The 11,354-nt window shown below is 70.9% G+C and carries 12 protein-coding genes; all 12 read left to right on the top strand.

Features of this window, described 5'->3' with window-relative positions; translation table 11 throughout:
- The coding region (locus E4O86_RS06565; RefSeq protein ID WP_205520739.1) for an SPOR domain-containing protein at positions 1–1,742 on the top strand (1,742 nt) is incomplete at its 5' end.
- Between the two features lie 19 nt (positions 1,743–1,761).
- Positions 1,762–2,781 carry a beta-N-acetylhexosaminidase gene (gene nagZ, locus E4O86_RS06560; RefSeq protein ID WP_161139721.1) on the top strand — a complete coding sequence of 340 codons (1,020 nt, stop codon included), beginning with the start codon at positions 1,762–1,764 and terminating at the stop codon, positions 2,779–2,781.
- Positions 2,778–3,593: a segregation and condensation protein A gene (locus E4O86_RS06555; RefSeq protein ID WP_161139720.1), complete on the top strand. Its 816-nt coding sequence runs from the start codon at positions 2,778–2,780 to the stop codon at positions 3,591–3,593. The genes nagZ and E4O86_RS06555 overlap by 4 nt, the downstream gene beginning before the upstream one ends.
- Positions 3,586–4,275, top strand: a complete 690-nt coding sequence (gene scpB, locus E4O86_RS06550; RefSeq protein WP_161139719.1) for an SMC-Scp complex subunit ScpB — start codon at positions 3,586–3,588, stop codon at positions 4,273–4,275. The genes E4O86_RS06555 and scpB overlap by 8 nt, the downstream gene beginning before the upstream one ends.
- A gap of 22 nt (positions 4,276–4,297) precedes the next feature.
- A complete protein-coding gene (locus E4O86_RS06545; RefSeq protein ID WP_161139718.1) occupies positions 4,298–5,404 on the top strand; it encodes an ABC transporter ATP-binding protein in 1,107 nt (368 codons plus the stop codon).
- 79 nt (positions 5,405–5,483) lie between these two features.
- Positions 5,484–5,717: a twin-arginine translocase TatA/TatE family subunit gene (locus E4O86_RS06540; RefSeq protein WP_161139717.1), complete on the top strand. Its 234-nt coding sequence runs from the start codon at positions 5,484–5,486 to the stop codon at positions 5,715–5,717.
- 30 nt (positions 5,718–5,747) lie between these two features.
- A complete protein-coding gene (tatB, locus tag E4O86_RS06535) occupies positions 5,748–6,251 on the top strand; it encodes a Sec-independent protein translocase protein TatB (RefSeq protein ID WP_161139716.1) in 504 nt (167 codons plus the stop codon).
- Positions 6,248–7,039, top strand: a complete 792-nt coding sequence (tatC, locus tag E4O86_RS06530; protein WP_161139715.1) for a twin-arginine translocase subunit TatC — start codon at positions 6,248–6,250, stop codon at positions 7,037–7,039. Before tatB ends, tatC begins: the two co-directional genes overlap by 4 nt.
- 22 nt (positions 7,040–7,061) lie before the next feature.
- Positions 7,062–8,468, top strand: coding sequence for a serine--tRNA ligase (gene serS / locus E4O86_RS06525; protein WP_161139714.1), 1,407 nt, complete (start codon positions 7,062–7,064; stop codon positions 8,466–8,468).
- Between the two features lie 2 nt (positions 8,469–8,470).
- Positions 8,471–9,229, top strand: a complete 759-nt coding sequence (gene surE / locus E4O86_RS06520; RefSeq protein WP_161139713.1) for a 5'/3'-nucleotidase SurE — start codon at positions 8,471–8,473, stop codon at positions 9,227–9,229.
- Positions 9,230–9,266: 37 nt separating this feature from the next.
- Positions 9,267–9,938 (top strand): protein-L-isoaspartate(D-aspartate) O-methyltransferase, encoded by a 672-nt coding sequence (locus tag E4O86_RS06515; RefSeq protein ID WP_161139712.1) that lies wholly within the window; start codon positions 9,267–9,269, stop codon positions 9,936–9,938.
- A 59-nt stretch (positions 9,939–9,997) separates the two neighbouring features.
- The gene (locus tag E4O86_RS06510; RefSeq protein WP_161139711.1) at positions 9,998–11,353 is read left to right on the top strand and encodes a peptidoglycan DD-metalloendopeptidase family protein; all 1,356 of its coding nucleotides are present in this window, start codon (positions 9,998–10,000) and stop codon (positions 11,351–11,353) included.
- Position 11,354: the final 1 nt, after the last annotated feature.

The following is an 11,354-nucleotide window of genomic DNA, read 5'->3' as shown; positions in this document are numbered from 1 at the left end:
AGCCCCAGCCGCCGCGTCCGGCGGGTTTGCAGCCGGGCAATCCGGCCGAGCTGCGCCCGCAGCGCGCAGGCCAGGACCGGCCGCACCGGATCGAGCCCTCCGTTGGGCCGGCGCGCCCCGCCGGCCTGGCCGCAGCCGCGGCGGCAGAGCCTTCCGATGCCCGCTCCGAACTGCGCGGGCCGATGTTCGAGCATTCCGATTCGCTGTCGGACCAGATCGAGCAGGCACTCCAGGAGGCCTGGCCGGTCGAGGCGGTGCGCACGGATATTCATGATGATCTCGGCGGCGGCATCGGCCGGCCGTCGGGGCGGGCGGAGCTGCCGGAGGCGGCCGACGACCTCATCCGCTCTGCGTTCGCAGATCCCAATGAACCGGCCGTGGACACGGCGGCCGATCTCGCTCCGGAGCCGGCCGCCGGGCGAACCGGGCCGCTCGCCTTCGCGGTCGATCGCGACGACGATCCGGATTTCGAGACCGAGGCCGACGACGAATTCTATTCGGATTACGGAGAGCCGCCGGCGCGGTCGCGGCGGCGGAAGGTCCTGTTCGTCGCGGCCGGCGTGCTCGGCCTCGTCGTGATCGGCGCCGGCGTCGCGAGCCAGCTCGGGCCGCGCGCCACGGATAGGGCTCCCTCCGGGCCGCCGCCGATCATCAAGGCAGAGACCGGGGCCGTGAAGATCGAGCCGGAGAAACCGGCCGAACAGCAGCAGGCCTCGACTCCCGGGCAGGCCGTCTACGACCGCGTGGCCGGCCGGCCGGAGCCGGCCGAAGACACGATCGTCAACAATGTCGAGGAGCCGCGCGAGATCGCGCGGGTCGTTCCGCCGACCAGCCAGGCGGACGATACGGTCGGAAAGTCCGAGGAGCGCCTCGCCGGGCTCGATCCCGAACAGCCGGACGCCGAGCCCTTCGATCCGATCGGGCCGCGCAAGGTCCGCACCTTCGTCGTGAAGCCGGACGGGACGATCCTGCAGAGCGCTGCGCCTTCGCCGGCCGCCACGCAGGCCGCGGCCGCGCCGGCGATCGAGGGGACGCAGGTGGCGGCGCTCGACAACGGCAATCTGCTTCAGCCGATGCCGGTGCGCACGATCGACGTCAATCTCGCCGAGGAGCAGGCGAAGGCCGGTTCGAATGTGAGCGCGCCGGGAACTCCCACCGCGACCCTTCCGGCAGGCGTTGCCGGATCCGCCCCGACGGGAGCGGCTCCGGCGACCGCCGGCGCCCCAGCCGAGACCGGAGCCCTGCCGGCCGGCAACGCGACGGCCGCGCCGGCGGACCTCCGCGGTGCGACCGAGGGGACGGAGGAGCAGGCTGGTGCCGTGCCCCGGCCGCGGCCGGGCGAAGTCCCGCGCGTCTCCACGCGTCCGACCCAGGTCGCAAGCGTCGGGCAAGCCGCCACCCGCGGGCGCAGCGGGCCGATCGATCTTCTGAATCCCGGCGCGACCCAGGCCGCAAAGCCGGCCGCAGCCAAAGCTGCGGCGGCCGCGTCCTCGTCCGACGGATATGTCGTCCAGGTGAGTTCGCAGCGCAGCGCCGAGCAGGCGCAGGCCTCCTTCGATGCGCTGAAGGCGCGCTACGGCTCGGTGCTCGGCTCCTACAGGGCAGACATCCAGCGGGCCGACGTCGCCGACAAGGGCACCTATTACCGCGTCAGGGTCGGGCCGATGGCGAGCCGGGACGAGGCGATCCAGCTTTGCGAGCAGCTCAAGGCGGCCGGCGGCAATTGCTTCGTCACGCGATGAACCGACCGGTCGCGCGGCGATGAAGGCCTTCATCTGCGGCCTGTCGGGCCCGAGGCTCACCGAAGACGAAGCGGCGTTCCTCTCGGACGCCGCGCCCTGGGGCGTCATCCTGTTCGCGCGCAACATCCGGGGTCCGAACCAGGTGAAGGCGCTCTGCGCCGGCGTGCGAAGGGCGCTCGGGCGGGAGGCCGCTCCGATCCTGATCGACCAGGAAGGCGGGCGGGTCCAGCGGATCGGCCCGCCCCATCTGCGGGCGCATCCGCCGGCGCGGACATACGGGCAGGTCTACGCGGCCAATCCGGTCCTCGGCGTCGAGGCCGCGCGGCTCGGCGCCAAGCTGATCGGGCTCGATCTCGCGGCCCTCGGCGTGAACGTCGACTGCATGCCCGTCCTCGACATTCCCGTCGAGGGTGCCGACGAGGTGATCGGAGACCGGGCCTACGGCACCGATCCCGACACGGTGACGACGCTCGGCGGCGCGGTGGCCGACGGCCTCCTCAGCGCCGGCGTGCTGCCGGTGATGAAGCACGTGCCCGGACATGGACGCGCCGCGGTCGACAGCCACAAGAGCCTGCCCCTCGTCGAGGCGAGCCGGCCCGAGCTCGAGCGGCAGGATTTCGTGCCGTTCCGGATCTGGGCGAAGAAGATGCCGCTCGCGATGACCGCCCACGTCGTCTACGCGGCGATCGACCCGATCAACCCGGCGACGCTGTCGCGGCGCGTCATTGCGGAGATCGTGCGCGGCAGGATCGGCTTCGACGGGGCACTGATGACCGACGACATCTCGATGGGCGCGCTCTCGGGCCAGGTGGCGGGGCGTGCCCGGCGGGCCGTGGCGGCGGGGTGCGACCTCGTTCTCCACTGCAATGGCGAGATGGAGGAGATGAAGGCGGTCGCCGCGGCGGTGCCCGAGCTCGCGGGCGACGCCCTCAGGCGCACCGAGGCGGCGCTGGCGCAGCTCGTGAAGCCGCCGGGCGTGGACCGCGCCGTCGTCGAGGCGCGGCTTGCGGCGATCCTCGGCCGCGCCGAAGCGGCATGAGCGAGTTCGGGCAGACCGACGACCGCCATTCCGGGGAGCCGGACCGCCCGGCGCTGATCGTCGACATCGACGGCTACGAGGGGCCGCTCGACCTTCTCCTGACGCTTGCACGCGAGCAGAAGGTCGACCTGACGCGGATCTCCGTGCTCGCGCTCGTCGAGCAATATCTCGCCTTCATCGCGGAGAGCCGGAGGCTCGAGCTCGAGCTGGCGGCGGACTATCTGGTGATGGCGGCGTGGCTCGCCTTCCTGAAGTCGCGGCTTCTCCTGCCGGAGGACCCGGAGCCGGACGACGGACCTTCGGGCGAGGAACTTGCCGCCGCGCTGGCCTTCAGGCTGAGGCGGCTCGAGGCGATGCGCGATGCCGCCGCGCGGCTCGTGTCGCGCTACCGGCTCGGGCGCGAGGTATTCCCGCGCGGCGAGCCCGAGCGGCCGACGGAGATCCGGCAGTGGCGGTGGCAGGCGACGCAGTACGAGCTCCTGCAGGCCTATGCGGCGCAGCGGCAGCGACAGCTTGCGAACTTCGTGCGGCTGCCCAGGCGGACCGTGTTCACGCTCCAGGATGCGCGCGAGCGGCTGCTGAGGCTGATCGGCACGAGCCGGGACTGGCAGGCGCTCGACTCTTTCCTGCTCGAATTTGCGGTCCGTCCCGACCTCCGGGCGACCGCGCGCGCGAGCACGCTCGCGGCCGGCCTCGAGCTGGCGAAGGAGGGGCGGGTCGAGATCGCGCAGGCGGTGCCGTTCGCGCCGCTCTTCCTGCGGGTCCGCGCCGAGCGGGCCGAAGCCGACGGGAGCGGGGGCGGGAATGCCTGAGGGCTCCGCCGGACGCGTCGGCGGCAACATCAGGAGCCTGTCCTCCGAGACGAAGCGGCTGCACCTTCGCATTCTCGAGGCGTTGCTCTTCGCGTCGGCCGAGCCGGTGCCGGAGCGCGAGCTCGCGCGTCATCTGCCGGCGGATGCGGACCTCCCCGCGCTCCTTGCCGAGCTCCAGGCCGCCTATGCCGGGCGCGGCGTGAACCTGCGCCGGATCGAGGACCGCTGGGCGTTCCGCACCGCCGACGACCTGGCGCATCTCCTGCAGCATCATGTGGTCGAGGAGCGAAAGCTCTCGCGCGCCGCGCTCGAGACGCTCGCCATCATCGCCTACCACCAGCCCGTGACGCGCGCGGAGATCGAGGAGATCCGGGGCGTCAGCACGTCGAGCGGGACGGTGGACGTTCTGCTCGAGACCGGCTGGGTCCGCCTCCGGGGCCGCCGCCGGAGCCCGGGCCGCCCCGTCACGCTCGGGACGACGCCGGCCTTCCTCGATCATTTCGGCCTGGAGACGATCGGCGACCTGCCGGGGCTCGCGGAGCTCCGCGCAGCCGGTCTGCTCGAGGGCATCCTGCCGCCCGGGCTGGCGGCGCCGACACCGGATGACAGCGCGACGCTTGCGGAAGACGAGGATCCGCTCGATCTCGGGGCGGACGACGGCGGCGAGGCGCATCCGCGCTGAGAGTGTCCACGGGGATTTCCGGATGAGCGACAGAGCAAGCCCCTCGATCGGCCGCCGCCGGCGCGCGACGGCGACCATCGCCTCCCGCCTGACGGTCGAAGGATTGACGCGCATCTATGGCGGGCACCGTGCCGTCGATGGCGTCGATCTCGAGGTCGACCCCGGCAAGGTCGTCTCCCTGCTCGGCCATTCCGGATGCGGCAAGACGACGCTCCTGCGCCTTGCCGCCGGCGTGGAGGTGCCGAGTGCCGGGCGGGTCCTCATCGACGGGCGGGAGGTCGCGTCGGAGCGCATCTTCGTGCCGCCCGAGCGGCGCCAGATCGGGCTGATGTTCCAGGACTACGCACTCTTCCCGCACCTCACGATCCTGGAGAACGTGATGTTCGGGCTGACGGCGCTCGATCGGGCGGCCCGGAAGGAGGAGGCGCTGGCGGCGCTCCGGCGCGTCGGCCTCGACCGGCTCGCCGGCGCCTATCCGCACGAGGCTTCCGGCGGCGAGCAGCAGCGGGCGGCGCTCGCCCGCGCGGTCGTGCCGCGGCCGGGCATCCTCCTGATGGACGAGCCGTTCTCCGGCCTCGACTCCAGGCTCCGCGACAGCGTGCGCGAGGAGACGCTCGCCGTGCTCCGGGAGACCGGCGCGACGGCGATCATCGTCACCCACGACCCGGAGGAGGCCATGCGCATGAGCGACCGCATCGTCCTGATGCGGGCGGGCCGCGTCGTGCAGACCGGCACGGCCGAGGAGCTCTACGAGGCCCCGGCGAGCCTGTTCGCCGCGCGCTTCTTCAGCTCGCTCAACGAGGTGCCCGCGGAAGTCCGGGGCGGCGCGGTCGACACCCCGCTCGGCCGCTTTCCGGCGCTCGGGCTCGCGGAAGGCGAGCGGGCCGTCGTGGCCATCCGTCCGCACGGCGTCCGGATCGCCGCCGCGGCGGGAGAGGCGTCCGGCGGACGGGCAGGACGGGTGGTCGCGCGCCGGTTTCTGGGCGAGGTCGATCAGATCGAGGTGGCGGTCGAGGGCCTCGATAGCTATCTCACCGCGCGAGGACGCTTCGGGCTGCGCTTTCCGGTCGGATCGGAAGTGGCGGTCGGCGTCGAACCGCAGCAGGTGAAGGTGTTCCCGGACGCCTGATCGCACGACGTCTCCCGGTTTTGTTGCGCCGGCCGGTGGGGAGGACTAGAACGGGCGCAAGTGGGAGTTGGAGACGGAAATGGGCAGTCTCAGCATTTGGCACTGGATCATCGTTCTGGTGGTGGTCCTCCTGCTCTTCGGCCGGGGTAAGATTCCGGACCTGATGAGCGACATGGCGAAGGGCATCAAGAGCTTCAAGAAGGGCCTCGCCGACGACGAGCAGGAAGACAAGGGCAACACGCGCACGATCGAACACGGCCACGGCGACACGATCGTCGGCGAGCCGGTCCAGAAGAAGAGCAACGCCGGCTGACGGGAACGCGGGAAACCGCGGACCGGATCGATGTTCGACATCGGGTGGAGCGAGCTCCTCGTGATCGCCGTGGTCGCCGTCGTCGTGGTGGGTCCGAAGGACCTGCCGCGCATGCTGCGCGCCTTCGGCAAGACCATGGGCCAGGTTCGAAGGACGGCGAACGACTTCCGCAGGCAGTTCGACGACGCTTTGCGCGAGGCGGAGCGCGAGGCCGACTTGGCGGACGCGCGCCAGAGCGTGGAGTCGATCACGAAGCTCAATCCCCTGGCGGATCTTCGCAAGGAGATCGCCAGCGCGGCTGCGCTCGGGACCGAGAAGCTGCGCGACGTGGACCGGAGCGCCAAGGACATGCTGCGTGAGGAGCCGCCGGCGAAGACCGGCGCGGCCGCGGCCGAAACCGCCGGGGCGGCGAGCGCGGAAACCGCTGCGGCTTCGGTGAGGGCGGAGGCCGCAGCGGAGCCCGTTTCCTCGGAACCGGAGGCGCCACGGCGCGACCAGCCGGCACGCGCGGCGACGGGAAGCGACGCCGCATGAGCGTGGAAGACATCGAAGCCTCGAAGGCGCCGCTCCTCGATCATCTCATCGAGCTGCGGCAGCGCCTGATCCGCGCGCTGATTGCGCTCTTCATCGCCTTCATCGTCTGCTTCTTCTTCGCCGAGCAGATCTTCAACATCCTGGTCGTGCCGTTCGAGCGGGCCGCGGGCCCCGGCCGCGAGGTCAGGCTGATCTACACGGCGCCGCAGGAATATTTCTTCACGCAGCTGAAGCTCGCGCTGTTCGGGGCGTTCTTCATCGCCTTCCCGGTCATCGCGAACCAGATCTACAAGTTCGTCGCGCCGGGGCTCTACAAGCACGAGCGGCAGGCGTTCCTGCCGTTCCTGGTCGCGACCCCGATCCTCTTCGCGATGGGAGCGGCGCTCGTCTATTTTCTCGTCATGCCGCTCGCGCTCGCCTTCTTCCTGTCGATGGAGCAGACCGGCGGCGAGGGCAGGGCCTCGATCGAGCTCCTGCCGAAGGTGAACGAATATCTCAGCCTCATCATGACGCTGATCTTCGCCTTCGGGCTGGTGTTCCAGCTCCCGGTCGTGCTGACCCTCCTGGCGCGGGCGGGGGTGGTCACGATCGAGTCGCTGAAGGCGAAGCGGAAATACGCCATCGTGTTCGCCTTCATCGTCGCCGCCATCCTGACGCCACCCGACCCGATCAGTCAGGTCAGCCTTGCCGTGCCGACCATCCTTCTCTACGAACTCTCCATCCAGGCGGTCCGCTTGATCGAGGCCAGGCGCGCAAGCGCCCGCAAGGAAGCGGACGCCGCCACCTGAAATTCCGGGGGCCGCACCTCCCATGCTGGACATCAAGTGGATTCGCGAGAATCCGGACGAGCTCGATCGCGCGCTCGCAAGCCGCGGCGCGGCGGCGGCGGCGGCCGAGCTGATCGCGCTCGACGAGACGCGCCGCTCGGTGATCCAGCGGCTTCAGGACGCGCAGAGCCGCCGCAATGCCGCCTCGAAGGAAATCGGCCAGGCCAAGGCGCAGAAGGACGAGGCCCGCGCGGCGAGGCTCATGGCCGAGGTGGCGAGCCTGAAGGAGACGATCCGTTCCGGCGAGGAGGAGGAGAGGGCGGCGGAGAAGGCCCTGCAGGACAGGCTTGCGGGGCTTCCGAACATGCCGCTTCCCGACGTGCCGGTCGGCCCTGACGAGAGCGCCAATGTCGAGCTCCGCCGCTGGGGCGACCGCCGCGAGCCGCCCTTCGCCAGGGAGCATTTCGAGCTCGGCGAGCGCCTCGGCCTCATGGATTTCGAGGCCGCGGCGCGGCTCGCCGGCTCCCGCTTCGTCGTGCTCAAGGGCGCGCTTGCGCGGATGGAGCGTGCGCTCGGCCAGTTCATGCTCGACCTCCACACCCGGGAACACGGCTATCTCGAGGTCCAGCCGCCGGTGCTCGTGCGCGATGCGGCGCTGTTCGGAACGGCACAGCTGCCGAAATTCGCCGACGACCAGTTTCTGGCGACCCGGACGATCACCCGGGCGGAACTCCTGAACGACGCCCTGAGATATGCCGCCGAGGACGATCTCTGCGCGTTCAGGGGCGGAAGCCTCGACCTCGACGAGCTCGTCGCGCGGACGCTCGAGCGGGCGCCGTTCAAGGAGGATTTCTGGCTCATCCCGACCGCGGAAGTGCCGCTCACCAACCTGGTGCGCGAGCAGATCCTCGATGATTCGGCGCTTCCCTTCCGCGTCACCGCGCTCACGCCCTGCTTCCGCTCGGAGGCGGGCTCCGCCGGGCGGGACACGCGGGGCATGCTGCGCCAGCACCAGTTCGACAAGGTCGAGCTCGTGTCGATCGTGCGGCCGGAGGAGAGCCGCGCCGAGCACGAGCGGATGACGGCCTGCGCCGAGGAGGTGCTGAAGCAGCTCGACCTCGCCTTCCGGACCATGGTGCTCTCGACCGGCGACATGGGCTTCGCCGCACAGAAGACGTACGACCTGGAGGTCTGGCTGCCCGGCCAGAAGGCCTATCGCGAGATCTCGTCCTGCTCCGTCTGCGGCGAGTTCCAGGCCCGTCGCATGCAGGCGCGCTACCGGCCCGCGGACGGCAGGCAGCCAAGGCTCGTCCACACGCTGAACGGATCGGGCGTCGCCGTCGGCCGTGCGCTCATCGCCGTCATGGAGACCTACCAGAACGAGGACGGGTCGATCACGGTGCCGGACGTCCTCAGGCCCTATATGGGCGGGCTGGAGCGGATCGGCTGACGATGCGCATCCTCGTCACCAACGATGACGGCATCCACGCGCCGGGCCTGGAAGTGGCGGAGCGGATCGCGCGCCGCCTGTCGGGCGATGTCTGGGTGGTGGCGCCGGAATACGACCAGTCGGGCGTCGCGCATGCGCTCTCGATCAGCGATCCGGTCCGGCTCCGCCAGGCCGGCGAGAAGCGCTATGCCGTGCGCGGCACCCCGACCGACTGCGTCATCATGGCGCTCAAGGTGGTGATCGGGGAGAAGCCGGACCTCGTGATCTCCGGGGTCAATCGCGGCCAGAACATGGCCGACGACGTGACCTATTCGGGGACGGTCGCGGGCGCGATGGAGGGGACGCTCCTCGGCATCCCGTCGGTGGCGCTGTCGCAGGCCTATGGCTACCAGAGCATCGGCGACCCGAAGTGGGAGACCGCCGAGGCGTACGCGCCCGAGATCCTGAGCACGCTCATCGCGCAGGGCTTCGGCGGCGACGTGCTCTACAACATCAACTTCCCGAACTGCGAGCCCTCGGAGGTGAACGGCGTCGTCGTCACCCGGCAGGGACGGCGCGTGCCGGACTGGCTGAAGGTGGACAAGCGCGCCGACGGCCGCGGGCACCCCTATTACTGGATCGGCTTCCAGCGCGCGAAGATGGATCCGGAGGAAGGGACCGACCTCGCCGCCCTCGCCAACCGGCAGGTCTCGGTGACGCCGCTTTCGCTCAATCTCACCGACGAGCCGGCGCTCGGGAAGCTCGCGGGCGTCTTCTCTTGAATTGCGTCGGCGGCCCGGCTCCCGCATTCTCCGCTGCATGACTTCGCCCGACACAGCCTCCGCCGACGAGGAGGAGCGCATCCGCATGGCGACGCTCATCCTCGGGCTGAGGGGGATGGGCATCTCGGATCGGCGCCTCCTGAAGGCGATCGAGACGATCCCGCGCGCATTCTTCGTGGACGAGACCTATCGTGAGCGGGCCTATGACGACCGGAGCATTCCGGTCGCCTGCGGGCAGACGATCAGCCCGCCCTCCGTGGTCGCGGCCGTCGTCTCTGCGCTCGAGGTCGGCGACCGCCATTCCGTGCTCGAGATCGGCACCGGGTCAGGCTACCAGGCCGCGATCCTGTCGCGGCTCGCGCGCCGGGTGACGACGATCGAACGCTATCGTACGCTCGTCAAGGCGGCGGAGGAGCGCTGGCTGCGCCTGCGCATCTCGAACGTGACGGCGATCGTCGCCGACGGCATGCTCGGCTGGCCCCGGCAGGCTCCGTTCGACCGGATCGCCGTCAACGTCGCCTTTGGCGGCGCTCCCACCAAGCTCATCGGCCAGCTGAGCGAGACCGGAATCCTGGTCGCGCCGATCGGCCCGGCGGGAGGCCCGCAGCGTCTGACGCTGTTCCAGCGCAGCGGCGACAGGGTGGAAACGCGCGATCTCGGGCCGGCGCGCTTCCAGCCGCCGGAGACCGGCATCGCGCACAATCTTTAACCCGTTTTCAACCTTAATGTTTTGTACTCAGGGCATCAGCAGGTGCGTGAGTCTCGCCGATGTCCAATCTCCCGACCGCAACGAGCCGTTCCGCGCGGGCTCGCCTTCTCGGCCGACTGAGCGCCGTCGCGCTGCTCTCCGGCCTCGGGGCGGCTTGCAGCGCGAACGCGATTCGCCTCAGCGAGCCGATCTTCACCGGCTCGACCCCCAACCAGCAGCAGATACTGGCGCAGCAGTCCGACGCCTACACGCCGCCGGCCTACGCCGCGCCGAGCGCCGGGCCGGTCTATTCGTCCGCGCCATCCGGCACGGTCTACAGCCAGAACCTGCCGCCGCCGGCAGGCGGCCAGGGGAGCACGCCTTACGCGTCCGCCGGCGGCTACGGCGGGCAGAGCGGGACGGCGCCGTCCTATGCCGCGCCGGCGCCGCAGCAAGCCGTCGCCTCCGCACCCAAGCCGTATACCCCGCCGAAGCCCTACGCGGCCAGCGGACTGCCTGAGCCCGTCGGACGGGTGGAGCAGGTCGCGGCGCCCCCGGCGCCTGCTCCCGCCCCGGTGCCGCACACGACCGATATGGCCGCCCAGGCTGCGCCGCGCGAGCCGGTTCCGCGCGGCACGCCGCCGACGACGCTCGCCGCGCAGGCGCGGGCGCTTCAGGTGCCGCAGACGGCATCGGCCGGGGCCGGCGCCTATACGGTCCAGTCCGGCGATTCGCTCTGGGGTATCGCGCGCCAGCACGGCGTCACGGTGAGCGAGCTCAGCGCCGCGAACGGTCTCTCGGGCGCGCCGCTGAAGGTCGGACAGACGCTCGCCATCCCGCGGGCGGGAAGCTCGGCCGCCGGCGTCCAGGTCGCCAGCGCCGACCCGCGCATGATACCCGCCGAAGCGCAGCCGCGGATCGGCGCGCCGGCGCCGGCGCCCGTGCAGGCCTCCGGTTCGCAGCCGCTCCAGCCTGCGCCACACACCCAGCAGGCGGCGCTCACGCCGCAGGCGCCCTCGCCGCAGGCCGCGACGGCGGCCCAGCCCGAGGCATCCAATCCCGGTTTCCGCTGGCCGGTGCGCGGCCGCATCATCGCGGGCTTCGGCAAGCGGCCGAACGGCGAACGGAACGAGGGCATCAACCTCGCTGTGCCGGAGGGCACCAGCGTGAAGGCGGCCGAGGACGGCGAGGTGATCTATGCCGGCGACGAGCTGAAGAGCTACGGCAAGCTCGTGCTCGTCCGGCATTCGAACGGCTACGTCACCGCCTATGCTCACAACAAGGAGCTGAAGGTGAAGAAGGGCGAGGCGGTCCGCCGCGGCGAGATCATCGCGCTCTCCGGCATGAGCGGCTCCGTGACCACGCCGCAGCTCCATTTCGAGCTGAGGAAGGGGGCGACGCCGATCGATCCGGTGTCGCAGCTCTCGGACCTCTGAG

The sequence above is a fragment of the Propylenella binzhouense genome, from assembly GCF_009866965.1.
In the GTDB taxonomy this organism is placed as follows: Bacteria; Pseudomonadota; Alphaproteobacteria; order Rhizobiales; family Afifellaceae; genus Propylenella; species Propylenella binzhouense.
The sequence above is the reverse complement of the archived record's forward strand: the minus strand, read 5'-3'. Positions and strand labels throughout refer to the sequence as shown.